Raw genomic sequence first — 24,419 nt, 5'->3', positions numbered from 1 at the left:
CGCCGGGCGCGGGTCAGTACCCCGACGGCCGCACCAGCCCCGACTCGTACGCGAACACCGCCGCCTGCGTCCGGTCCCGGAGGCCCAGTTTCACCAGGATCCGGCCCACATGGGTCTTCACCGTCTGCTCGGCGACCACCAATCTCTGGGCGATCTCCGCGTTCGACAGGCCCTGCGCGATCAGGGCCAGCACCTCGGTCTCCCGCTCGGTCAGCTCACCGACGCGGGCCTTCAACGGGCCGCGCGGCCGGTCGTCGAGCCGGGCGAACTCGGCGATCAGCCGCCGGGTGATGCCCGGCGCGAGCAGCGCGTCCCCGTCCGCCACCACCCTGACCGCCTCGGCGAGCTGGTCGGCGGAGGCGTCCTTCAACAGGAACCCGGACGCGCCGGCCCGCAGCGCCTCGTACACGTACTCGTCGAGGTCGAAGGTGGTCAGCACCAGCACCCTGATCGACGCGGTCGCCCCGGTGATGCGGCGGGTGGCCTCGATGCCGCCCAGCTCGGGCATGCGGATGTCCATCAGGACGACGTCCGGTGCCATCTCGGCGACCTTGGCCACGGCGTCCAGGCCGTCCACCGCCTGCCCGATCACCTCGATGTCGGGCTGGGTGTTGAGCAGCACGGTGAAGCCCTGCCGGACCATCTGCTGGTCGTCGGCGATCAGCACGCGGATCACGCGGCCGTTGCTGCTGGTCGTCATGGGGTGTCGTCCTCGGTGGAGTGGTGAGTGGAGGGAGGGGCGGAGGGAGGGGCGGAGGGGCTGAGGGGTCCGTCGGGGCCGTCGGGGCCGTCGGCCGGCAGGAACGCGGCCACCTGGTAGCCGCCGTCCGGCAGTGGCCGCGCCGTCAGGGTGCCGTCGAGCATCGCCACCCGCTCCCGCATGCCGAGCAGTCCGTGTCCCGCCCCCTGGGACGGTGCCGGGTCCCGCTCCGGGCGGGTGTTGGACACGTCCACGCGCAGTCCGATCGGTAGATGCATCAGGTGGACCCGGGCGGTCGCGCCGGGCGCGTGCCGCAGGACATTGCTCAGGGCCTCCTGCACGATCCGGTACGCCGACAGCTCCACACCGGGCGGCAGGGGTACGCGCGTCCCGCTCGTCTCGGTGGTGACGGTCAGCCCGGCGGCCCGGATGTTCTCCACCAGCGCGTCCAGCCGGTCGAGGGTGGGTTGCGGGGCATGTGGGGCGGCGTCGCCCCCGCCGGGGGTCTCCAGCGCGTCGGGGTGCTCGGCGCGCAGCACGCCCAGCACCCGGCGCAGCTCGGTGAGGGCCTCCAGCGCGTTCTGCCGGATGCCCGCGAGGTTCTCCTTCAGCTCGTCCGGCGGGTTCTCGACGAGGAGGGGGGCGACCTGGGCCTGGATGGAGATCACCGACATGTGGTGGGCGACCACGTCGTGCAGCTCGCGTGCGATGCGGCCACGCTCCTCCAGCAGGGTGCGCCGGGCTCTCTCCTCGGCGGTGAGCGAGGTCTGCTGCTTCAGTTCCGCGCGGGCCTCGCGGCGTCCGCGCAGGGCGGTGCCGAGCGCCACGACGACCGCGAACAGGATGACGGCGAGCTGGCCGGTCGGCTGGTAGTTCAGCGCGCCCACCAGGCCCTGCACGACGTAGGTGACGAGCGCGGTCAGGGCCAGCGCCTCCGCGGAGACCCGGGTACGGACCCGCAGGGCGAGCAGCAGCAGGACGAACAGGTGCGCGATGATCCCGGCGGCCGGCCATGGCCAGGTGAACTCGGCGCCGCCCGCGTCCATCTCGGACCGCACGGCGAAGGCCCCCACCAGCATGGCCGCCATCGACAGCCACCACGCCGCGACCGGCCGCCACAGCGCGAGCACCATCGCTCCCGCCTGGGCGAGCGCGATCAGGAAGGCGAACCCGGGTTCGACCCCGCCGTTGTCGCCGAGCTGGGCTGCGTCGCCGAGCAGCACGCCGAGGGCGGCCAGGCAGACGACCCCGTGGGGGAACCAGCGCAGCCACACCGACGGCGGCAGCGGATCCGCCCGCCAGGTCCACAGGTCGTCGTGGAGCACCCGCAGCACACGCCTGACCGGGCCCCCCGTGACCATCCGCCGGCTCCCCCATCGCATCACACGGCCCACCCTAGACATGACGTGCACCCGCCGCCCTCGTCCGGCCCTGCGGGCGGTGCGTCCGGACGACCCGGGAGCGGCGCCGGCCGCCACCGCGCTCGACGGAACGGAAGGCGGCCCAGCATCCGGCCAGGGCGAGCGCGAACGCCGGTAGCCAGACGAGCCGGGCCGCGACCCAGTCCAGCCCGTCGGGGAGCGTGTGCAGGCCGGGCAGACGGCCGACGAGGAGGCCGGTGGCCGTGGTCGCCATCAACGCGGTCTGGTGCCACAGGAAGATCGTCATCGCGGAGAGGTTGACCAGCGCGACCGCCGCCCACGCCACGGGCCGCCGCATCGCACGGCGCAGCCGCTCGCGCAGCAGCAGCGCGAGGCCGCACTGCGCCAGGCCGAAGGTGACGGCGGCCAGCGTCGGCGGGTTGAGGTTCGACACCTCGGCGCCGGGGACGCCGACCATCGACGCCGGATAGCCCGCCCAGGCCACGAGCGCCGCGGTCGCCGCCGTACCGCCGGCGAGCAGGGTCCAGCCGGCGCGGCGGCGGTCCAGCTCGCCGCGGGACCAGGCGGCCCCGAGGGTGTAGGGGACCAGCCAGCCTGCGGCGAGGTTGATCCAGCCGAGCCAGGAGGGGGCGCCGAACCCGAAGCGAAGCAGGTCGACGTGGATGACGACGACCAGCGGCCACAGCGGATGCAGCCGGGTCAGCAGCGGAGTCGCCGCCGTCAACGCGGCGAAGACCAGGAGGAACCACAACGGGGACAGGGCCAGTTTCACCAGGGTGTGGACGGTCACGAACTCCGCGCCCGTCAGGAGCAGCAGCGCCGCCGTCACCGTCCACAGGGTGAGGACGGCCGCGACCGGGCGGAACAGTCGGGACAGCCGGGCGGACAGCCAGCGGCCGTAGGAGGTGCCGCGGGCTCTGGCCGACGCGTAGCCGCGGGTGGCGACATGGCCGCCGACCAGGAAGAACACGGCGAGGGTCTGGAAGACCCAGGAGATCGGGGACAGCCAGGGCATGTCCTGGAGCGGACTGGCCGCGTGCAGGCCGCCGCCGTCGGCGACCAGGGCCGTCACCAGCCAGTGGCCGAGGACCACGCCGAGGATGGCGATGGCACGCAGGGCGTCGACGGCACGGTCCCGCGACGCGGGCGTCGCGGCGTCGATCCGGGCGGCGGTGCGGCGCAGCCCTTGCCGGGTGGCGATGCGGCGCAGCCCTTGCCGGGTGGCGGTACGGCCAAGCCCCTTCCGGGTGTCGGCGCCGGGCCCCCGGTCCGGCGCGGCGTGCGGAGGACTCGGTCGGGTCGCTCGGGTCGCCTCAGTCATGGGTCACCTCCGTGGTCTCGCCCAGGGCGATCCGGGCCAGGTTGGTCAGGGAGACGGAGCCGGTGTCGAAGTAGTCGCTGTGGCCGCCGTCGCCGGCCGCGAAGACCCGGGCGCCGAAGTCCGGGGAGACCGGGTCGGTGCCGAAGCCGACGGTGGAGCCGAAGAGGTCGGCGCTGAGGTGCGGCACGTGCTCCACCCAGTCGTCGGCGCCCCGGGCCGCCCAGACCCTGGCGCTCGTGTGCAGGCCCGCGGCGGAGTCGGCGCCGGTGCCGGGGCTGCCGACCAGGGCGATGTCGGCGACGTCCAGGCCGTCGGCGGCGCGGGCGCAGACCACCGAGCCGTAGGAGTGGCAGAGGAGGGCGAGGCGGGTGCCGGGGCCGGTGATCCCGCGCAGGGTGTCGACCAGGGCGCGAAGCTTCGGGGCGGCCCGGTCGGCGCGGCCGGTGGTGGCGACCGTGGTGCTGACGGTGCCCGGTGTCTCGTAGCCCAGCCAGGCCACGACCGCGACGGAGGTCCTCCCGCTCGACTGAAGCCGAGAGCGGGGGAGCGTGCCCTGGGGCGCTTGCGCGGCGAGCTGTCGGTGCAGGGCGAGGGCGGCGGCACGGAACCGGCCGTACGTGTCGATGCTCGTGTCGGAGCCCGGGACCAGGACGGCGACGCGGTCGGCGTGGGCCAGGTCGCCGAAGACCTCCGTGGCCAGTCCGGCGCCCCGGCCGTCGAAGGCGAGCAGACGCCGGGACGGGTCGGCCATCGAGCGGTCCGCCGCCGCGCGGTGCCGGTCGCCGTGGGCGGCGGCCATCCGGGACGCCTCGGCGGCGTTGGCCCGGTTGGCGGCGTACGCCTCCTCCAGCGTGCCGGCCGTCGGGGCCGCGAGCACGGCGGGAGGCGGAGCGGGGATCTCGGGGCGCGCGGCACCGGAGAGGGGGAGGACCACGGCGCCACAGATGAGCGCGGCGAGGACGGTCCGACGCCATCTGCTCACGCGCCGCCGCCAACGTACCGCCGTCCCGGGCCCCATGGCCTCTCCCCTCCAGCTCGCCCGACCATCGGGCTTGTCTGTAGGGGAAGTTATGAATCGCGCCGGGTAACCCGCGTCCCGCCAGGGAACTCACCTGCGAGGTAGCTCTCAGGTACTACGGGTACGACCGCAAGGGCTCGACCACCCGATCGGTGCTCACCAAGCCAGCTGTGCGATCTCCTCCGCCACCACCGCGCACGCGTCCGCCGCCGGGTCGATCAGCGGGTAGTGGCCGACGTCCTCCAGCAGCGTCACTCCCACCACCTCCCCGGCCTTCGCCGCCGCGTCGGCATACGCCTCGGCGACCGCCTGCGGAACGTCCACGTCGGCACGGCCCTGGACGAGGGTCGTGGCGATGCCGGTGGGCAGCAGCAGGGCCGGGTCCGCGTAGGGTCGGCGCTCGGCGAAGAGTTCCTCCCCGCCCAGGAGTTGCCGCGCCGCACCGCCGCACACGTCGAGCTTGTCGGCGACCTCGAAGTCGGCGATCGGCGCGAGGGCGACCACACCGCGCAGGGGCGCCGGGCGGTCGATGCGCCAGGGGGCGTCGGCGGGCAGCAGGTGCCGGGCGGCCGCCCACAGGGCGAGGTGGCCGCCGGCGGAGTGGCCGGTGAGCACGACACGGCGCGCGTCGGCCTGCGGGAGGTGCTGCCGTACCAGCGCGGGCAGGGCGTCCACCGCGGCGGCCACGTCGTCGAAGGTGTCGGGCCAGCGCCCCGCGACGGGACCCCCCGCGCCCCCGCCCTCCCCACCGACGCCATCCGCGCCACCGACGCCAGTCGTGCCACCGACGCCAGCCCCGCCATCCGCACCGCGCCGGTACTCCACACTGGCCACGGCGAGGCCCCGCCGGGCGAGGAAGCCGGCGAACGGGCTGACATGACGGCGGTCGTACGGAGCCCGCCACGAACCTCCGTGCAGGACGACCACGACGGGAGCGGCACCGCCCGGGCCCGCCGCCCCGCGCGGGACGTAGAAGTCGATCACCTGGTCGGGGTGGTCGCCGTACACAGCGGTGCTGTCGGGGTCGACCGCCGGGTGCGAGAAGGCCGATTTCTCCTCCGCCGCCTCCGCGGCGTCCCTCGCGGCAGCGGTGCCCGGTTCTGCGGCGGCGTCCGGCATGCTCAACCTCTCAGCGGCAAAACGGTGTTGGCGGACCGGGGGAATGAAATCGGCCGTTGGCGGGACGGTATCAGGCCGGTGACGTGCGCGGACATGGGGATGTAACACTCGGTGAGGACCAGACGATCCGCGACCAGACGATCCGCGGCCGGGCGATCCGCGGCCGGGCGATCCTCCCGGTCCTCATCCGCCCGGTCCTCACTCGCCCGGTCCTCACCCGGTCCTCACCCGCCCGTCACCCCAGCGTCTCCGCCAGCACCCGCGCCGCCCGCTCCACGTCCGCGAAGCCGACGTACAGCGGGGTGAAGCCGAAGCGCAGGACGTCCGGGGCGCGGAAGTCCCCCACCACCCCGCGCTCGATCAGGCGCTTCATCACGTCCCCCGCGCCGTCACAGCGCAGTGCGACCTGGCTGCCCCGCTCGGCGTGCGCCGCCGGGGTCACCGACTCCACCAGGCCGTCCGGGACGTACTCCCCGACACAGCGCAGGAAGAAGTCCGTCAGCGCCAGGGACTTGGCCCGCACCGCTTCCACCGACACCCCGTCCCACACCGCCAGCGCCGCCTCGAGGGCGAGCAGGGAGAGGATGTCCGGCGTGCCGACCCGGCCGCGCACCGCGCCGGACGCCGGGGCGTACGCGGGCCGCATGCCGAAGGGCTCGGCGTGTGAGTTCCAGCCCGGCAGCGGGGAGTCGAAACGGTCCTGGAGGTCACGGCGCACATACAGGTACGCGGGCGAACCGGGTCCGCCGTTGAGGTACTTGTAGGTGCAGCCGACCGCCAGGTCGACACCGTGCTCGTCGAGCCCGACCGGCAGCGCGCCCGCGCTGTGGCACAGGTCCCAGACGACGTACGCCCCCGCCGCGTGCACCGCCGCCGTGAGCGCGGGCAGGTCGTGCAACCGGCCCGTGCGGTAGTCGACGTGGTTGAGCAGGACGGCGGCGGTGCGGTCGCCGAGCGCCGACGGCACCTCGGCCGGGGCGACCGGCCGCAGGGTGCGGCCCGTCATCCGGGCCGCCGACTCGGCGATGTACCCGTCCGTGGGGAAGGTGGTGGCGTCGACGAGGATCTCGTCCCGGCCCGCATCCGCCATCCGTACCGCCGCGACGAGCGCCTTGAACACGTTGACGCTGGTCGAGTCGCCCACCACGATCTGCCCGGACGCCGCCCCGACCAGCGGGGCGATCCGGTCGCCGATCCGCTCGGGCGCGGTCCACCAGCCGCTCTCCTCCCAGGACCGGATGCGCAGCTCGCCCCACTGACGGCGTACGACGTCCTCCACGCGCGCGGGGACACCGGCCGGGAGGGCGCCGAGCGAGTTGCCGTCCAGGTAGACGGCGTCGTCCAGGACGAACCGCTCACGCAGTGCCGCCAGTTCGTCGGCGGCGTCCAGCTTCTCGGCCTCAGCAGCCAGTTCGAGGGGTTCAGACATACGACCGCGCCGTCCACAACTCGGGGAACACATTGCCGCGGGCCCGCTTCTCCAGCCAGGCCACTCCGGCGGAGCCGCCCGTGCCGGTCTTGGAGCCCATCGCGCGGCGGGTGGCGACCAGGTGGTCGTTGCGCCAGCGCCACACCAGCTCGGCGACGTCGGTGAGCGCCTCGCCGAGGCGGGCCAGCTCGCCGTTCTGGTCACCGGAGTAGACGGCCGTCCAGGCGGCCTCCACCTCGGGCGCCGCCTCGTACTTCCGGGTGACGTCGCGCTGGAGGACGGCGTCCGGGATGTCGTACCCGCGCCGGGCGAGCAGCCGGACCACCTCGTCGTACAGGCTCGGCTCGTGCAGCGCCTTCTCCAGCTCCGCGTGCACGCGCGGGGCGCCGCGGTGCGGGACGAGCATGGACGCGGACTTGTCGCCGAGCAGGAACTCCAGGCGGCGGTACATCGCCGACTGGAAGCCGGACCCCTCGCCGAGGGCGCTGCGGTACGAGTTGAACTGGGCGGGCGTGAGGCCCGCGAGCGGCGTCCAGGAGGCGTTCAGCGCCTCCAGCTCCCGCACCGAGCGCTTGAGCGCGTCGGTCGCCACCTGGACCCGGTCCTCGCGCAGGGCGCGGGCCGCGGTCTCCCACTCGTGGACGATGACGGTGAACCACAGCTCCATGACCTGGGTCGTGACCAGGAAGACCATCTCTCCGGGATCGTCGGAGAGGGTGTGCTGGAGGTGGGTGAGCACGTCCGCCTTGACATAGTCCTCGTACGGCGTGCTGCCCTCGAAGTCGAGATTCGGGGCTTCGTGGGACATCGCTGTCTCCTGCTGTGCACTACGGGTAGCGGTCCGCCCTGCCGTTACCGACACGGGGCCCCGGTCCCCAACGTCATCCTCCGCAATGGTGGCAGCAAACCGCAAGGCCCGCCTGCGCACGGCAGGCGGGCCAGGACACGTCCGGTCCCCGGTTCAGCCCAGTACCTCGGCCGCCGCCGGCGAGGAGTCCTTCAGGAACTGGCTGCAGCGCTCGTACTCCTCCTTCTCGCCGATCGCCTGGGCGGCGCGGGCGAGGGCGTGCAGGGCGCGCAGGAAGCCGCGGTTCGGCTCGTGCTCCCAGGGCACCGGGCCGTGCCCCTTCCAGCCGCTGCGGCGCAGGGCGTCCAGGCCGCGGTGGTAGCCGGTACGGGCGTACGCGTACGACTCCACGACGCTGCCCCGCTCGAACGCCTCGTCGGCCAGCTGGGCCCAGGCCAGCGAGGACGTCGGGTACTTCGCGGCGACATCGGCGGGCGAGGTCCCGCCCGCCAGCAGCTCGCGCGGCCCGGGGTCGTCGGGGAGGTGGGTCGGGGGCGGTCCCCCGAGGAGGTTCTCGTGAATGGCCATGGGCACAAGTCTGCGCCATGCCGCCGGCATACGTACGAGGGCCCGGCACCGCAGGAGAATCCTGGCGGTGCCGGGCCCGTCGCGGACGACACGGCGCGGCCGGTGGGGACGGCGCGCGCGGTGGCCGTTACTTGATCTTCTGGCCCGCCGAGCGCAGGTGGCCGCAGGCCTCGACGACGCGCGCGGCCATGCCGGCCTCGGCCAGCTTGCCCCAGGTGCGCGGGTCGTAGGTCTTCTTGTTGCCGACCTCGCCGTCGACCTTCAGGACGCCGTCGTAGTTGCTGAACATGTGGTCGGCGACCGGACGCGTGAAGGCGTACTGGGTGTCCGTGTCGATGTTCATCTTGACCACGCCGTTCTCCAGCGCGGTCGCGATCTCCTCGGCGGAGGAGCCGGAGCCGCCGTGGAAGACGAAGTCGAACGGCTTGCTGCCGGCCGGCTGACCGTACTTCGCGGCGATGCCCTCGTTCAGCTCCTTGAGCAGCTCGGGGCGGAGCACGACGTTGCCCGGCTTGTACACGCCGTGCACGTTGCCGAAGGACGCGGCGAGCAGGTAGCGGCCCTTCTCGCCCAGGCCCAGCGCCTCGACGGTGCGGACCGCGTCGTCGACCGTGGTGTAGAGGGAGTCGTTGATCTCGTGGGAGACGCCGTCCTCCTCGCCGCCGGTCGGGGTGATCTCGACCTCAAGGATGATCTTGGCGGCGCGGGCGCGCTCCAGCAGCTCCGTGGCGATGGAGAGGTTGTCGGAGAGCGTCTCCGCGGAGCCGTCCCACATGTGGGACTGGAACAGCGGGTTGCGGCCGGCCTTGACGCGCTCCTCGGAGACCGCCAGCAGCGGACGCACATACGCGTCGAGCTTGTCCTTCGGGCAGTGGTCCGTGTGCAGGGCGACGGTGACGTCGTACTTCTCGGCCACGATGTGCGCGAACTCGGCGAGGGCGACGGCGCCGGTCACCATGTCCTTGTTGTGCTGGCCGCCCAGGAACTCGGCACCGCCGGTGGACATCTGGATGATGCCGTCGCTCTCCGCCTCGGCGAAACCGCGCAGGGCCGCGTGCAGCGTCTGGGAAGAGGTCACGTTGATGGCCGGGTAGGCGAACTTTCCTGCCTTCGCCCGGTCCAGCATCTCGTTGTAGACCTCGGGAGTTGCGATGGGCATCTGTCCGCTCCTTGTATGTGCGGGGGGCGTGAAACGTGCTTACGGCCCTGACCTAGACCTGGGGGGGGCGACGTCATCGTCGGCCCCATCTTTCCAGACGAAGCGGGATACTCCGAGTGGACGTCCGCCGGACGTCCGTCCTGGCTCAGTCCAGGCCCAGCTCGTCCTTGTCGTACGCGTACAGGTACGGCACCCCGGCGCCGTCCTGGATCTTCTCGGCGGCGCCCGTCGCACGGTCGACGATCGTCGCCACGGCCACGACCTCGGCACCGGCCTCGCGCACGGCCTCGACGGCGGTGAGCGGGGAGCCGCCGGTGGTGGAGGTGTCCTCGACGACCAGGACGCGGCGGCCCCTGATGTCCGGGCCCTCGACGCGCCGCTGCAGGCCGTGCGCCTTGGCGGCCTTGCGGACGACGAACGCGTCCAGGCGCTTCCCGCGCGCGGCGGCGGCGTGCAGCATGGCCGCGGCGACCGGGTCGGCGCCCATGGTCAGCCCGCCCACCGCGTCGAAGTCCAGGTCGGCGGTCAGGTCCAGCAGCACCTGCCCGACCAGCGGCGCGGCCTCGCCGTCCAGGGTGATGCGGCGCAGGTCGACGTAGTAGTCGGCCTCCAGCCCCGAGGAGAGGGTCACCTTGCCGTGCACCACGGCCTTGTCCTTGATCTGCTGCAGCAGCACGCCGCGTGTGCCTGGCGGCATTACTTCGTTGACGTCCGTCATGCCGACCAGCTTAGAGCCGGGTCCAGCTCCAGGTCGTCGTGGCCTCCAGCGGTTCCAGGGGCGTGACCAGGCGCGGGAGGGTGTTCAGGCCGTTGGGCGGCCCGGTCTGCGGCTCCACGCAGACGGCGGCCTCCTGCTCGTCGTAGACCACGGCCCACCGCTCCGGGCTGGTCACCCGCAGCTCCAGGCGCTCCGGCCAGGTGAGGGTGACGTCGACGCCGTCCGGCATGCCGAAGCAGTCGTCCCAGGGGCCCGGCTTCGGGTCGACGCGGTTGCCGGTGGGCAGGTGGTCGTCGCCGCGCTCCTCCTGCCAGGCGGGGTCGAAGGCGATCGCGACGCCGGCCCCGTCCGCGCCGTCGAGGGTCCGGTTGAACCAGGGGTGCCAGCCGATCTGCGCCGGGAAGGACGACTCGTACGTCTCCACGGACATCGTCAGCGTCAGCGCGTCCTCGGCGAGGGCGATCACCTGGGTGACGCGGCCGGAGTAGGGCCAGGGGTCGACGAGGTCGTACGTGATGACGGCCTCGTTCCCGGTGACGCGGGCGGTGCGCCAGGCGGCGTCGCGGGCGGTGCCGTGGATGGCGTGCGGCGGGGAATTGAGCGGCATCTGGCGGACGACGGCGCCGTCCCGGAAGCGGCCCTCGCGGATCCGGCCGCACCAGGGGACCATCGGGAAGCAGCCGTAGCGCTCGCCCTGGCGGAGCAGCTCCGTGCCGCCGACGCGCAGCCCGCCGATCCGGCCGCCGTTGCCCGGCAGCACGGTCGCCTCCGCGTCACCCGCGGTCAGCGTGATGGGTTCGTTACTCACGCCACGACCCTACTGGGGCGATCAAGGGCGCCCCACCCGGCCGGCTCGGCAGAGCCCGGCGCCGACCGAGCCGCGGCACGGCTACGACGGCTGAGCGGCGGCACGGCTACGACGGCTGAGCTGCCGCACGGCTACAGCGGCTGAGCTGCCGCACGGCCACGACGGTTCAGCGGCGCCTGCGCAGCGCGCGGCCCACCACGATCGCCGACGCCACGACCAGCGCCGCCGCCGGAGCTGCCCAGCGCAGGGGAGCACCGGCCGCGCTCGCCTGGGGTGCGGGGACGGGAGCGTACCGACCGCGGGGCGGGGCGTGGTCCACCTCCTCGGCACTGCGGCCGATCATCGTGCGGCGCGCGTGCGCGGCCTCGGCGGCGGGCGGCTCGGAAGCTCCGGGGGTGGCGGGGGCTCCGGGGGTGGCGGGGGTGGCGGGCACTACAGGGGCATCCGGCTCGCCCTGCTCACCCGCCTCGCCCGGCCCATCAGCCTCGACCCGCCCCTCCGGCTCGCCCTCGTCCGTGTCCGCGAGGGAGGGCGGGGGCACCTCGGTGTCGAACACGGAGGTGTGCTGCGGCCCAGGCCGCACCTCGGGCCGCTCCGGCTCCGGCTCCCGCTCCGCCGCCGCCGCCGCGCCCAGGTTCCCCGCGAACCGGGTCAGCAGCCGGGCCGTGGCCGACGTCACCGACTCCTCGGGCAGCTCCGTGACGCGCCCGTCCGCGGTGGCCGTCCCGGCGAACGTGAGGGTGGAGCCGCCGTCGGCGTCCGCCACGCGGAGGGTGAGCGCGAGCGTGACCGTGCCGGTGCCGCGCGACTCGGTGGCGTCGCCCTCGACGGCGTACGCACCGTCCTCGCGCGCGGTCAGGCGCAGGGAGCCCCGGTAGGTGATGGAGTGACTGCCGATGCGCACCTTGAGCCGTCCCGCGACGGGCTCGGCACCGGCGTCCTGCTGGAGCCCCGGAACCGCCCGGGCGACCCGGACGGGGTCGGCCAGCACGTCCCTGAGCCGCTCGGCCGGAACCGGAACGAACACCTCATGCTCCATGTCACGCCACCCTACCCAGCGGGCGCCCGACGCACCCCCCGTCGGCACAAAGTCATCCGCCCCCTCCCATGCCGCCCGCGCCTCCCGGCGTCACCAGTCCCGTCTCGTACGCCACCACCACCGCCTGCGCCCTGCTGGTCAGGCCCAGCTTGGTCATCGTGCGGTTGAGGTGGGTCTTCACCGTGGCCTCGCTGATGAACAGGCGGTCGGCCGCGTCGGCGTTGCTCAGGCCGCGGGCCACCAGTTTCAGGACCTCGGCCTCGCGGGTGGTCAGCGCCGCCAGCCCGGGCGGCGGGCCCGCGTCCGACGGGTCCGGTCGGCTCGTGTCCGACATCCGCGTGAACGCCTCCACCAGGCGCCGGGTGACCGCGGGGGCGAACAGCGCGTCGCCGCCGTGCACCGCGGCGACCGCGGCCAGCAGCCGTTCGGGGCCGGCGTCCTTGAGCAGGAAGCCGGAGGCGCCCGCGCGCAGGGCGCCGTACACGTACTCGTCGAGGTCGAAGGTGGTCAGGACCAGGACGCGGGGCGCGGGGTCCACGGCCTCGGCGAGGATCCGCTCGGTGGCCTGGATGCCGGTCATGCCGGGCATGCGGATGTCCATGAGGACGACGTCCGGCCGGGTCCGCGTGGCCAGCGCCACCGCCTCGGCGCCGTCGGCCGCCTCCCCTACGACCTCCATGCCCGGGGCGGCGCGCAGCAGCGCGGCCAGTCCGCTGCGGACGAGGAACTGGTCGTCGACGACGAGCAGCCGGATCGGGGCGTCCGTCGGGTGGTTCGCGTCGGTCATTCCCTGACAGCGTCTCCCCGGCGTGCGGTCCGAACCGGCGTCGGCAGGGTCAGGCGCACGCCGAATCCCCCCTCGCTGCGCGGGCCGACGACGATCGTCCCGCCGTAGAGCTTGGCCCGCTCCCGCATCCCGATCAAGCCATGGCCGCCGCGCGCGGGGATTGTGTCCGGATCCACCCCCTCCCGGCGTCCCTCCGCCCGGCCGGCCCCGTCTCCGTCATCGGTGACCGACACCGTCACCTCGCCCGCGCGGTAAGCGAGTTCGACGGCGGCCTTCGCTCCGGGCGCGTGCTTGAGCGCGTTGGTGAGGGCCTCCTGCGCCACCCGGTAGACGCACAGCTGAACGCCGGGCGGCAGCGGACGCGGCGTGCCCGTGACGCGCAGCTCCACGCCCACGCCGCCGGCACGCACCCGCGTCACCATCTCGTCCAGCTGATCGAGACCGGGAGCGGGGGCGCCCACCGCACCCTGGACGCCGTCGGCACGCAACAGGCCGAGCATGCGCCGCAGTTCGGCGAGGGCCTCGCCGCTCGCGCCCTCGATGGCGTCCAGGGCCCCGCGCGCGGTGCCGGCGTCGGAGTGGAAGACGAAGCGGGCCAGTCCGGCCTGGACGTTGATGACGGCGATGTGGTGGGCGACCACGTCGTGCAGTTCACGGGCGATCCGGACGCGTTCCTCGGCCACCTCGCGCCGGGCCCGGTCCGCTTGTTCGGCACGTAGCTGCCGGGTGAGTTCGCCGGTCCGGCGGGCCACGTACCCGAACCGCCACAGCACCAGCGGGAAGCCCACGGCCTGCCCCACGACCGATGCCATCGCCTCGGCGTTGCTGACCACCCCGGCGTAGATCCAGACACCGGCGAGCAGGGCGGCGCAGGCGGCGGCGGTGCGGGTGGGGCGCAGGGAGGCGACGGTGTAGACGGCGAGCATCGGGCCGAAGGAGCCGACCACGGGCCAGTAGCCGAGGGTGACGTAGGCCGCCCAGCAGGCGTGGACGGCGAGGCAGACGGTGACGGGGGCATGGGTGCGCAGAGCGAGCGGGAGGTTCAGCAGGGCGACGAGCGTCCAGGCGAGCGGGTCGAGCGCCGGCCACCCCTGGGCGACGGCCTCGGTGCCGAGCAGCACGGCCACGGTCGTCAGCGCCGCGGCGATCAGGCCGTCGGCCGCCAGGGGGTGCAGGCGCATTGCGGCAGCTTAGGTCCGCCCGTCCGGCGGCGACGTCATCCTTCCGCCATACCGCGGAAGTTGCAGAAACCGGGCGCCTACCGCGCTGGGTTGGGCCGGGTGTCCACCCACTGCGGGATTCCGGGACGGGCGGGGCGGCCATAGGTTCTCGGTACGAACGATCCGCAGGGGGGGTGTGGCGGCCCGTCCCGTACCCGGGGGAGGGCCGGGCCGCCGCATGAACTCGTTCGTACGAAGGGCGGGGCGCGGGCACCGGGCTCGGGCTCGGGCACGGGGCGCGGGCTCGGCCACGGGGCGCGGGCTCGGGCACGGGCACGGGCTCGGGCACGGGGCGCGGGCTCGGGCACAGGCGCGGGCTCGGGCACAGGCGCGGGCTCAGTACCGCGGATGCACCAGCGTCGACGGCGACAGGCCGTCGATCCGGGCGCGGGACGCGGCGCGGGCGTCCTGGGCCAGGGACCGGGGCGTGAGGGTGCGCGGGCGGGGGCCCGTCGGTTCGAGGCGCAGGGCGGGAGGCTTGCGGGCGGCCAGGAGGAAGCCCCAGTCGCGGGGGGCGTTCGGGGTGGCGGCCGTGCGGTCGGGGCCCGGTGCGAGGCCGCTGTCCCGGGCGGCGACGCGGTAGGGGGCGGTCCGCAGACCGGCCGCGTGGAGCGTCGCGTCCACCGTCCAGAAGGCCCGCGGACGGGCGGAGAGCGGACCGGCGTGCACGACCAGCCGCCCGTCGGGGGCGAGCACCCGCCGGAGCAGGCCGTAGAACTCCTGCGAGTACAGCTTCGTACTGGCCGTGAGGCCCGGGTCGGGAAGGTCCGAGATCACCACGTCGTACGTCGCGGTGGGCGCGGAGCGCAGCCGGTGGAAGGCCTCCGCCGTGGTGACGTGGATGCGCGGATCGCCGTAGGCGTGCTCGTTCAGTGCGGACAGTCCGGGGTCGTGCCGGGCCAGCCGGGCGAGCCCGGGGTCGAGTTCCACGACGTCGACGCGGCGTACGTCCGGGTGGCGCAGCACCTCCCGCGCGGCGAGGCCGTCGCCGCCTCCGAGGATCAGCACGCGCGCGTGCGGGCCGCTCATGACGGGGTGCACCAGGGCCTCGTGGTACCGCCGCTCGCCGCTGCCGCCGACCCGCAGCCGGCCGTCCAGGAACAGGTCGAGCGGCCGGCCGTCGGCGTCGCCGGTGAGGACGACCTCGTGCACGTCGGTCTTCACGGCCACGCGGACGTCCTGGCCGTACACGGCGTGCCGGGCGGCGCGTTCGAAGTCGTCGGCGAGGACGGTCGCCGTGGCGAGCAGGGCGAGTACGACGGCGTTGGCGGTCAGCAGCAGCCAACGGGCCCGGCGGGTCATGTCCCGCCGGAACAGGCCGAGGACCAGGGCCGCGCCGACGAGCGCGTTGACGGTGCCGGTGAGCAGCGCGCCGGTCAGCTGGCCGAGGAAGGGCAGCAGTACGAAGGGGAAGGCGAGGCCGCCGACGAGCGCGCCGACGTAGTCCGCGGCGAACAGGTCGGCGACGGCGCCGCCCGCGTCCTGGCGGCGAACGCGCTGGATCAGCTCCATCAGCAGCGGCACCTCGGCGCCGATCAGCACGCCGATGGTGAGCGAGAAGGCGACCAGGAGGAAGCGCGGGCCGTCGGCCCACAGACCGCCCCAGCCGCCGGTCCAGGCGAAGACGGCGTACAGCACCATCGCGCTGGAGCCGCCGACGAGGGCGAGGACGGCCTCGACCGCGCCGAAGCCGGCCGCCGCGAACCTGCGCAGCCGTTTGGCGGCGAGCGAGCCGAGGCCCATGGCGAAGACCATGACGGACAGGACGACGGACGCCTGGGTGACCGAGTCGCCGATCAGGTACGAGGCGAGGGCGACGAGTTCGAGTTCGTACACGAGCCCGCAGGCCGCGCAGACGAACACGCCGGCCAGCACCAGGAACCGGCCGACGGCCGGCCGGACGGGCAGCCGCGCCGACCCGCCGGGACCGGAGAGGTCACGGGGGCTGGAGAGGTCACCGGGGCTGGAGAGGTCACCGGGACCGAAGGGGTCACCGGGACCAAAGGGGGCGGAGGGACCGGAGGGGGCGGAAGGCGCGGAGGGGCCGGAGGGGGCGGAGAGATCGGAGGCACCGGGCGTACCGGCCGTGGAGCCGGGAGAGCCGCCGGTGCGGTCGGGAGAGCCGCCGGTGCCGCCCCAGGACGGCGGAGAGCCGGGCGGGGCGGACGCGTGCGGTTCGATCACGGGGTGACGTTACGTCACTCCCGCACTGCGCTTCGTCACCCACACGTGTGAAACTGACGTTCTGTTGGGCATCACAGGTTTATCCCGCCCGGACCGCTCGGACCCCGCCCCGCCCCCGCTCACACCCCGGACGGGCTGAGCTGCGACGTCGGCACCCGGACGCCCACCCGGGTCCGGGTCGCCACCAGGTGGCCGTCCTGCGGGTAGGCGTGCCAAGTCCGCCAGTGCACCTGCCCCTCGTGCCGATGGGCCAGCAGCGCGGTGAAGGCGTGCGGGCTGCCGGGGAAGACGCCGGCCAGCCCGTGCGGGTGGTCGGCGACCAGGGCCAGCAGCTCCTGGGCGCGTCCGGCGAAGGAGCCCGGCGTCAGCACCTCCACGCGAGCGGCGAACTCGTACTCCCAGTCGCCCTTCCGCTTGGCGACGCCCAGCGGAAGGGGGGTGCTGCTGCCGGGGATGCACGCCACCGTCTCCGAACAGCTTCCCCGCTCCTCCTCCAGCAGGACTTGATGAGAGGCCCCCAGGAGTCTCAACTGCATTTTCGCGCCCGTCAGTTCGAGATCGAGACTGGCGAGCGCGGGCAGCGGCTCGCGCCCCAGGGCCCAGGCGAGGTCGGCCGCGCGCGTGTCGGTGTAGGCGGTTTTCAGGGTCGTGAGCATGGATCGGCTCCGCAAGCACACAAGGAGAGGAAGGTGTGGGGCCCGCCCATCCCGGTCACTGCCGGAGATGCGGCCCGCTCAGCCCAGTCGGCCGGTCAGGAGGGGGGGTCAACAGGTCGTCCGAGGAGCTGCGTTGGTGATGGAGAGGGAATCATGAACTGTGGCGCCGCCACAGCGTTTTTACCCAACTTCGTGGGGTTTCCATCCCTCAGGGGGCTCCACAGCTCAACTGTTCAACCAGGGCGCACACCCCGCCCGCGCGCCGCGCGCCGGTGCGTGGGAGCGCCCGCCGGGTGTGTTTTCCCGGCGGGCACTCGTGATGGGGCGTGGGACCCGCTCCCAGGTGCGGGCCCCGTGACGGGGATGCGGTTCCCCCTGCAGAGGCTCAGCTGCCCCGTGTCAGCCGCCGCCTCCTCCGCATCCACCGCCGCCCCCTCCTCCCCCGCAGGACGACGACCCGCCTCCGCAGGACGAGCCTCCGCCGCAGGAGGAGCCTGTGTTGTGCCCGCCGGGGGACGAGCCGTCGGCCCACCAGCTGGTCCGGCGGCCGCGGCCGCGGCCGCGGCTGCCTCCGCCGCCGCTCCGCGAGCCTGCCATGAGCCCCCTGACCACCAGGGCGCCGAGCACGATCAGGATGATGCCGGTGACCATGGCGCCACCTTCCTTCCGCTTCCCGGGCTCACGCCCGGAGTTCCCCCGAAGCAGCCCCCGTCGGGCGCCTCACTCTCTGTGTGAAGTTCGTTGTGAAGCTCGTTGCGAAACTCGTTGTGAAGCTCGTTGCGTGAACGGGAGATGCCCCCCGCCGCCACACCCCAAAGCAGAGTTGAGGAATTCCAGAGCTTCGGCGCAGGATGACCGCCATGACCCCCATCAGCTCCAGCGCCCGTCCCTTCCTCAACCGCCGGCTCGCCGAGTTCGGGACGACGATCTTCGCCGAGATGTCCGCCCTGGCCCAGGCGACCGGGGCGATCAACCTGGGCCAGGGCTTCCCGGACACCGACGGTCCCGAGGAGATCCGGGAGGCCGCCGTACGGGCACTGCGCGACGGGCGCGGCAACCAGTACCCGCCCGGACCCGGCGTCCCCGAACTGCGCACCGCCGTCGCCGCCCACCAGCATCACCGCTACGGCCTGTCCTACGATCCGGACACCGAGGTCCTGGTCACCGCCGGCGCCACGGAGGCCATCGCGGCCTCCCTGCTGGCCCTGCTGGAGCCCGGCGACGAGGTCGTCGCCCTGGAGCCGTACTACGACTCGTACGCGGCCTGCATCGCGATGGCGGGCGGCACGCGCGTACCCGTGACCCTGCGCCCCCACGAGGGCACTTTCCGCCTCGACCTCGACGAACTGCGCGACGCGGTCACCGACCGCACCCGCCTGCTGCTGCTGAACACCCCGCACAACCCGACGGGCACCGTCCTGACCCGCGACGAACTGGCGGCCATCGCCGAGCTGGCCGTGGAACGGGACCTGCTGGTGGTGACGGACGAGGTCTACGAGCACCTGGTCTTCGACACGGCCGAGCACATCCCCCTGGCGAGCTTCCCGGGGATGCGCGAGCGCACGGTGACCATCGGGTCGGCCGGCAAGACGTACTCGTTCACGGGCTGGAAGGTCGGCTGGATCACCGCCGCGCCCGCCCTGGTCACGGCGGTCCGCTCGGCCAAGCAGTACCTGACGTACGTGGCCTCCGGGCCCTTCCAGTACGCGGTCGCCGAGGCCCTCGCGCTGCCCGACGCGTACTTCGCCGCCTACCGCAAGGACATGCAGGCCAAGCGGGACCTGCTGTCGGCGGGCCTGATCGAGGCGGGCTTCGGCGTCTACCGCCCCGCCGGGACGTACTTCGTCACCACCGACATCCGCCCCCTCGGCGAGAGCGACGGCTTCGCCTTCTGCCGCGGCCTGCCGGAACGCGCCGGCGTCGTCGCCGTGCCCAACGCGGTCTTCTACGACCACCGGGAGGCGGGTGCCCCCTTCGTCCGCTTCGCGTTCTGCAAGCGGACCTCGGTACTGGAGGAGGCGGTACGGCGGCTGAAGACGCTGGCGGGGTGAACGGTGAGAGCCCGGCCCGGCATCACTGCCGGGCCGGGCTCTCCTCGGACGGGACGGACTATTCGCCGTCCTCGTCCGTCGGCTTCTCCGACTCGTTGACCTCCTGCTCCAGGCCGAGCTGCTCCACGAGCCACCGGTCGAACTCGATGGCGGCGCGGACCCAGCTGACCGTCGAGGAGACGAAGTGCTCCAGGCTGATGCCCATGCCGATCAGCATCTGCGCCTCGCCGATCAGGCGGACCGTGCCGTCGTCGTGGGTGTGGGAGTACACCTTGGGCCACAGGGTGCGCCGGTTCCAGTCGTCGATCGACTCCAGCAGCTGCGGCTTCTCGTCGATCTGGTGGGGCCGGTCGTAGAACGTCCGCACCGAGAAGACCTGCTGGTCACCCTCGCCGCGGAACATGAAGTACGTACGGAACTGCTCCCACGGCGCCGCGAGGTCCCCCTCGTCGTCGACGACATACTTCAGCTCCATCTGTTCGAGGAGCTGCTTCACAAGATCCTGATCCGGGACGACGGGACCCGCCGGTCCTTGGGACTGCGGCTCGGGCTGCTTGCCCCCGAAGTTCGGAATCGAAGACGGATCGATAGACATTCTGGGACACTCCTGCGGTCGTCTGGCTCGTCCGGCCATAGCTGAGACCAGACGTACGGAACACCCTCTCTCGCCCGGGCCGTGCCGGGCAACCTGCCTGGCCGAGAGCCTGCCACGCGGTCGGCCCAGCGCGAGTACCAGCACCCGGCCCCCACCAGCACCCTGGGGCCCGCGACACGGCCACGCGGTCCTGGAGCACCTGCTCCAGGACCGCGATGGGAGAGCCCCTCACGCACTGCCTGGGAGGGCCCCTCACGCACTGCTTGGGAGAGAACCCTTACGCACTACAGCGTCTTGCCGCCCGCCGGACCCACGATCAGGTCGTCACCGAAGCGGTCCACGCGGACCGTGTCGCCGTCCTTGATCTCGCCGGAGAGGATCTCCCGGGCGAGCCGGTCACCGATCGCGGTCTGCACGAGGCGACGCAGCGGGCGCGCGCCGTACGCCGGGTCCATGCCCTCGTCGGCCAGCCAGGTCAGGGCCTCGTCGGTGACCTCCAGGGTGAGGCGGCGCTCGGCGAGCCGCCGGGCGAGGGAGCCGATCTGGAGCCGCGCGATCCGGCTCAGCTCGTCCTTGTTCAGCGCCGAGAAGACCACGAGGTCGTCGAGCCGGTTGAGGAACTCCGGCTTGAAGGACGCCCGGACCACCTCCAGGACCTGCTCCTTCTTCTCGGTCTCGCTGCTGACCGGGTCGACCAGGTACTGGCTGCCCAGGTTGGAGGTGAGGACCAGGATGGTGTTGCGGAAGTCGACGGTGCGGCCCTGCCCGTCGGTGAGGCGCCCGTCGTCCAGCACCTGGAGCAGGATGTCGAAGACCTCGGGGTGCGCCTTCTCGACCTCGTCCAGCAGCACGACGGTGTACGGCCGCCGCCGCACGGCCTCCGTGAGCTGGCCGCCCTCCTCGTACCCGACGTACCCGGGCGGGGCGCCGACCAGCCGCGCGACGCTGTGCTTCTCGCCGTACTCGCTCATGTCGATGCGGACCATCGCCCGCTCGTCGTCGAAGAGGAAGTCGGCGAGCGCCTTGGCCAGCTCGGTCTTGCCTACGCCGGTGGGGCCGAGGAAGAGGAAGGACCCGGTCGGCCGGTCGGGATCGGCGATCCCGGCCCTGCTGCGGCGTACGGCGTCGGAGACGGCCCGCACGGCCTCCCCCTGCCCGATGAGCCGCTTGCCCAGCTCGTCCTCCATCCGCAGCAGCTTCTGCGTCTCGCCCTCCAGCAGCCGCCCGGCGGGGATGCCGGTCCAGGAGGCGACGACGTCCGCGATGTCGTCGGCGCCGACCTCCTCCTTGACCATGGTGTCCCGGGCGACCTCTTCCTCGGCCTCGGAGGCGGCCTCCAGGTCCCGCTCCAGGGTCGGGATCTCGCCGTACAGCAGCTTGCTGGCCGTGTCGAAGTCACCGTCGCGCTGGGCCCGTTCCGCCTGGCCGCGCAGCTCGTCGAGCTTCTCCTTCAGCTCACCGACCCGGTTGAGGGACTGCTTCTCCTTCTCCCAGCGGGCGGTGAGGCCGCGCAGCTCCTCCTCCTTGTCGGCGAGGTCGCGCCGGAGCCGCTCCAGGCGTTCGAGCGAGGCGGCGTCGGTCTCCCTGCCGATCGCCAGCTCCTCCATCTTCAGCCGGTCGACGGCGCGCTGGAGTTCGTCGATCTCGACGGGGGACGAGTCGATCTCCATGCGCAGCCGCGAGGCGGCCTCGTCGACGAGGTCGATGGCCTTGTCGGGCAGGAAGCGGGAGGTGATGTAACGGTCCGACAGCGTCGCGGCGGCCACCAGCGCGCTGTCCGCGATCTGCACCTTGTGGTGCGCCTCGTACCGCCCCTTGAGCCCGCGCAGGATCGCGATGGAGTCCTCGACGGTCGGCTCGGCGACCAGCACCTGCTGGAACCTGCGCTCCAGCGCCGGGTCCTTCTCGATCCGCTCCCGGTACTCGTCCAGCGTCGTGGCGCCCACCATGCGCAGCTCACCGCGCGCCAGCATGGGCTTGAGCATGTTCCCGGCGTCCATGGCGGAGTCACCGCCGGCCCCGGCCCCCACGACGGTGTGCAGCTCATCGATGAAGGTGATGATCTGCCCGTCGGAGTCCTTGATCTCGGCGAGGACGGTCTTCAGCCGCTCCTCGAACTCACCCCGGTACTTCGCCCCGGCGACCATCGCGCCGAGGTCCAGCGCGACCAGCCGCTTGTCCTTGAGCGACTCGGGCACGTCCCCCTTGACGATCCGCTGGGCGAGCCCTTCCACGACGGCGGTCTTGCCGACACCGGGCTCGCCGATGAGGACGGGGTTGTTCTTGGTGCGCCGGCTGAGCACCTGCACCACCCGCCGGATCTCCTGATCCCGCCCAATGACGGGATCGAGCTTGCCCTCCCGGGCGGCCGCGGTGAAGTCGGTGCCGAACTTCTCCAGCGCCTTGTACTGCCCCTCGGGGTCGGCGGTGGTCACGCGGCGCCCTCCCCTGGCCTTGCGGAAGGCCTCTTGCAGCTTCTTCGCACTGGCACCCTGCCCCTCCAGCACCTCACCGGCCGCGCCGCCCTTCGCGGCGATGCCGAGGAGCAGGTGCTCGGTGGAGAGGTACTCGTCCCCGAGATCCTTGGCGCGGGCCTGGGCGTCGGCGACCACGGCGAGCATCTCACGGCTGGGCTGCGGCGGCGCGACCGTGGACCCGGTCACGCTGGGCAGCCCGGCGACGATGCGCTCGGCGCCGGTGCGCACGGCCGCGAGGTCGGCCTCGACGGCGGCGAGCAGGTCGGTGATGTTCTCGTTGTCCTGCCCCTGGAGCAGAGCCAGGAGCAGGTGGGCGGGGGTGAGGTCGGCGTTTCCCTCGGTCACGGCCCGGTTGCTGGCCGCGTTGATCGCGTCCCGGCTCCGGTTGGTCAGCTCGGCGTCCACGTTCTGGCTCTCCTCCTCGCGTCGGCCGTCGGCGGTCCGGCCATGTCTCCCAGTGCTGACTCAGACAACGTACACAAAGTTGAGTCTATTCCACTCAAGGAGAAAACGGGCGCGGGCCCCCGCCGGGCGCAACCAGGGTGCCCGCTTCCCCCGCACGAGAGCCTTTTCCCTTTCCAGCCGGCCCGGGAGCAGGGCCGATACCCCGAAATGTCGCCGAAAACGACAGCGGCGTCACCGTGTTCAGGTCACGGTGACGCCGCTGCCGGGGGGAAGCACCTGAGCGATTTGTAACGACGGGGGAATCGCGTCAGGCGCTGCGGGGGGTGGCCGAGATGGTCCTCACTTCGGGGGTCTCCGGCTGCGCGAGCCGGTGGTCCCTCTGGTCCAGGTTCACAAAGATCATTCCGTATCGGATGGCGCACCGCACGGGCTGCGGCGCCCCCCGAGGCCGCCGCAGACACCGGTACGCCCGCACGTCGCCGTCCTCGTCCAACGTGACGACGACCGGCTCGCCGAAGACGGTCACCATCAGGGAGTCACCGGCGTGGGGGATCGCGGTGACCAGGTCGATGAAGTGCCAGCCGGAGCGGTAGGCGGTGGCCATTTCGCGACGGAAGGAGCGGTCGTCGGGTGGAGTGGTCATGTCGATCAGTCCCACTTGCTGTCCGCCGGGAGACTGACTGCCTCGTCGCCGACCGCGACGGCGGGCGCAATCTCGACCCCAACAACCGCACCGTGCGCGTCACCCTTCGCACCGGAGAGGCCAGCCAGAGCTCCGAAGGCCACAACGGCGGAGACGGCGACGACAAGCACCGAGCGAAGCATTCTTCTACGCATAGTCGGCTTCGTCCTCACTTGAAGATCCCCTCTATCCCCCGTCGGATAAGACGATGGCTCATTCAGGCACGTCATGGCCACACAATCGGTGCATCATGTTCCTGCACGTTCAGGACCCTGGGGGGTGGAGATTTGACAGTAAATGGGACTAACACGACACATCCCCATGCGGTCACCGAGCTCTGTGAGGATGGAAGGCGCCTCTACGCGGATGCTCTGCGAACAGGACGCATACTGCGGACGGAAGCCGAGGCTGCTCCGTGTCTGACGGAGTTCGCGCTGCTTCGTCCCGATCCTGACGACGCAAAATGGTTGCTTCCTGCGCCTCCGGCGATCGCCCTGGCCCAGCGACTCAACCCCATCGAGCGTACGATCACCGAGCATCGGCGGCTGTCGATCGCACTCTCCGAAGTCTTCGAGCCGTTCATGGCTCTCGGCGTCCAGGACACCGCCCCAACCCACTCCATCAGCGTGCTGGAGGGTCTGGACCGCATCAACGCGGCTCTCGACCTGGCCACCTCCCAGTGCCGGACCGAGATGCTCACCGTTCAGCCGAGCAGCAGCGCCCGCAGCGCCGAGAACCGTCTCCTGGAAGCGCTGGAGCGCGACAAGCCGCTGATCGAGCGAGGGGTACGCATCCGAACCCTCTACCAGCACACCGCGCGCTACAACCCCGAACGGCTCGCCTACGTGGACCAGTTCGCGAACGGCAAGGTCGAGTACCGCACCATCGACGAACTCGTCGAGCGCCTCATCGTCTGTGACGAGGCCGTCGCCTTCATCCCCATCCGTGAGGACCGGCAAGTCGCCCTGGAGATCCGTCACCCCGGCCTTGTCCGCTATCTGATCAAGGTGTTCGAGTTCATCTGGAGCCGAGCGGTCCCGCTCACCGCCGGCGCCCCCTACGAGACCGCCCCCGACGGTATAACCGACATCCAGCACTCCATAGCCAAGCTCCTCGTGGAGGGCCACGTAGACGAGGCCATCGCTCGCCGCCTCGGCATGAACGTGCGCACCTGCCGCGCTCACATCGCAAAACTGGCGAGCGCCCTGGGCAGTGGAAGCCGCGCCCAGCTCGGCTATCTCATAGCCCAGTCGGGGATCCTGGAGCAGGAGCACCGGGGGGCCTGAGAGGGGAG

Annotated in this window: 22 protein-coding genes; 2 read left to right on the top strand and 20 right to left on the bottom strand. The window is 72.6% G+C overall.

Annotation, left to right across the window (positions count from 1 at the left end):
• Positions 1–13: 13 nt before the first annotated feature.
• The 16 genes from ACFW48_RS15455 to ACFW48_RS15380 all read right to left on the bottom strand — a co-directional run bounded on the left by ACFW48_RS15455 (position 14) and on the right by ACFW48_RS15380 (position 16,915).
• Positions 14–700: a response regulator gene (locus tag ACFW48_RS15455; protein ID WP_386314712.1), complete on the bottom strand. Its 687-nt coding sequence runs from the start codon at positions 698–700 to the stop codon at positions 14–16.
• Positions 697–2,103: a sensor histidine kinase gene (locus ACFW48_RS15450; RefSeq protein WP_386314709.1), complete on the bottom strand. Its 1,407-nt coding sequence runs from the start codon at positions 2,101–2,103 to the stop codon at positions 697–699. Before ACFW48_RS15450 ends, ACFW48_RS15455 begins: the two co-directional genes overlap by 4 nt.
• Positions 2,096–3,403 (bottom strand): acyltransferase, encoded by a 1,308-nt coding sequence (locus ACFW48_RS15445; protein ID WP_386314706.1) that lies wholly within the window; start codon positions 3,401–3,403, stop codon positions 2,096–2,098. Before ACFW48_RS15445 ends, ACFW48_RS15450 begins: the two co-directional genes overlap by 8 nt.
• The gene (locus ACFW48_RS15440) at positions 3,396–4,421 is read right to left on the bottom strand and encodes an alpha/beta hydrolase (RefSeq protein WP_386314703.1); all 1,026 of its coding nucleotides are present in this window, start codon (positions 4,419–4,421) and stop codon (positions 3,396–3,398) included. Before ACFW48_RS15440 ends, ACFW48_RS15445 begins: the two co-directional genes overlap by 8 nt.
• Positions 4,422–4,577: 156 nt before the next feature.
• Positions 4,578–5,540, bottom strand: coding sequence for an alpha/beta hydrolase (locus tag ACFW48_RS15435; RefSeq protein WP_386314700.1), 963 nt, complete (start codon positions 5,538–5,540; stop codon positions 4,578–4,580).
• Positions 5,541–5,775: 235 nt separating this feature from the next.
• A complete protein-coding gene (gene kynU / locus ACFW48_RS15430) occupies positions 5,776–6,969 on the bottom strand; it encodes a kynureninase (RefSeq protein WP_386314698.1) in 1,194 nt (397 codons plus the stop codon).
• Positions 6,962–7,777 (bottom strand): tryptophan 2,3-dioxygenase, encoded by an 816-nt coding sequence (locus ACFW48_RS15425; RefSeq protein WP_386314695.1) that lies wholly within the window; start codon positions 7,775–7,777, stop codon positions 6,962–6,964. Before ACFW48_RS15425 ends, kynU begins: the two co-directional genes overlap by 8 nt.
• A gap of 153 nt (positions 7,778–7,930) precedes the next feature.
• A complete protein-coding gene (locus ACFW48_RS15420) occupies positions 7,931–8,344 on the bottom strand; it encodes a DUF3151 domain-containing protein (protein ID WP_121748183.1) in 414 nt (137 codons plus the stop codon).
• A gap of 127 nt (positions 8,345–8,471) precedes the next feature.
• On the bottom strand, positions 8,472–9,503 hold the full coding sequence (gene fbaA, locus ACFW48_RS15415) for a class II fructose-bisphosphate aldolase (RefSeq protein ID WP_386314691.1): 1,032 nt from the start codon (positions 9,501–9,503) through the stop codon (positions 8,472–8,474).
• Between the two features lie 145 nt (positions 9,504–9,648).
• On the bottom strand, positions 9,649–10,221 hold the full coding sequence (pyrE, locus tag ACFW48_RS15410; protein ID WP_386314688.1) for an orotate phosphoribosyltransferase: 573 nt from the start codon (positions 10,219–10,221) through the stop codon (positions 9,649–9,651).
• 10 nt (positions 10,222–10,231) lie between these two features.
• Positions 10,232–11,029 carry an aldose 1-epimerase gene (locus ACFW48_RS15405; RefSeq protein ID WP_386314685.1) on the bottom strand — a complete coding sequence of 266 codons (798 nt, stop codon included), beginning with the start codon at positions 11,027–11,029 and terminating at the stop codon, positions 10,232–10,234.
• A 166-nt stretch (positions 11,030–11,195) separates the two neighbouring features.
• On the bottom strand, positions 11,196–12,068 hold the full coding sequence (locus ACFW48_RS15400; protein WP_386314682.1) for an SRPBCC domain-containing protein: 873 nt from the start codon (positions 12,066–12,068) through the stop codon (positions 11,196–11,198).
• Positions 12,069–12,120: 52 nt separating this feature from the next.
• Positions 12,121–12,855, bottom strand: a complete 735-nt coding sequence (locus tag ACFW48_RS15395; RefSeq protein ID WP_386314679.1) for a response regulator — start codon at positions 12,853–12,855, stop codon at positions 12,121–12,123.
• Entirely contained in the window at positions 12,852–14,036 is a 1,185-nt protein-coding gene (locus tag ACFW48_RS15390; RefSeq protein WP_386314676.1) for a sensor histidine kinase, read from the bottom strand. Before ACFW48_RS15390 ends, ACFW48_RS15395 begins: the two co-directional genes overlap by 4 nt.
• 375 nt (positions 14,037–14,411) lie before the next feature.
• Complete coding sequence (locus tag ACFW48_RS15385) at positions 14,412–15,983, bottom strand: polyamine aminopropyltransferase (protein ID WP_386314913.1); 1,572 nt, start codon at positions 15,981–15,983, stop codon at positions 14,412–14,414.
• A 395-nt stretch (positions 15,984–16,378) separates the two neighbouring features.
• Positions 16,379–16,915, bottom strand: coding sequence for a DUF2617 family protein (locus ACFW48_RS15380; RefSeq protein WP_375922103.1), 537 nt, complete (start codon positions 16,913–16,915; stop codon positions 16,379–16,381).
• Between the two features lie 860 nt (positions 16,916–17,775).
• Between ACFW48_RS15380 and ACFW48_RS15375 the strand changes: the two genes are divergently transcribed.
• Positions 17,776–18,966, top strand: a complete 1,191-nt coding sequence (locus ACFW48_RS15375; RefSeq protein WP_386314673.1) for a pyridoxal phosphate-dependent aminotransferase — start codon at positions 17,776–17,778, stop codon at positions 18,964–18,966.
• A gap of 58 nt (positions 18,967–19,024) precedes the next feature.
• On the opposite strand, the gene ACFW48_RS15370 is transcribed toward ACFW48_RS15375, so the two are convergent.
• From ACFW48_RS15370 to ACFW48_RS15355, 4 genes are all read right to left on the bottom strand, one after another.
• The gene (locus tag ACFW48_RS15370; protein ID WP_386314670.1) at positions 19,025–19,561 is read right to left on the bottom strand and encodes a YbjN domain-containing protein; all 537 of its coding nucleotides are present in this window, start codon (positions 19,559–19,561) and stop codon (positions 19,025–19,027) included.
• Between the two features lie 284 nt (positions 19,562–19,845).
• Entirely contained in the window at positions 19,846–22,443 is a 2,598-nt protein-coding gene (gene clpB, locus ACFW48_RS15365) for an ATP-dependent chaperone ClpB (RefSeq protein WP_386314667.1), read from the bottom strand.
• 307 nt (positions 22,444–22,750) lie between these two features.
• Positions 22,751–23,086 carry a hypothetical protein gene (locus ACFW48_RS15360; protein WP_386314664.1) on the bottom strand — a complete coding sequence of 112 codons (336 nt, stop codon included), beginning with the start codon at positions 23,084–23,086 and terminating at the stop codon, positions 22,751–22,753.
• 5 nt (positions 23,087–23,091) lie between these two features.
• Positions 23,092–23,298, bottom strand: a complete 207-nt coding sequence (locus ACFW48_RS15355) for a hypothetical protein (RefSeq protein ID WP_386314661.1) — start codon at positions 23,296–23,298, stop codon at positions 23,092–23,094.
• 114 nt (positions 23,299–23,412) lie between these two features.
• Here ACFW48_RS15355 and ACFW48_RS15350 point away from each other — a divergent pair, with 114 nt between their 5' ends.
• Complete coding sequence (locus tag ACFW48_RS15350) at positions 23,413–24,411, top strand: helix-turn-helix transcriptional regulator (protein WP_386314658.1); 999 nt, start codon at positions 23,413–23,415, stop codon at positions 24,409–24,411.
• The last annotated feature ends 8 nt before the right edge of the window (positions 24,412–24,419 follow it).

Origin of the sequence: Streptomyces sp. NPDC058812 (assembly GCF_042744565.1) — a bacterium.
Lineage (GTDB): Bacteria > Actinomycetota > Actinomycetes > Streptomycetales > Streptomycetaceae > Streptomyces > Streptomyces thinghirensis.
Note: the sequence above shows the minus strand (reverse complement) of the source record. Positions and strands in the feature narration are given on the sequence as shown.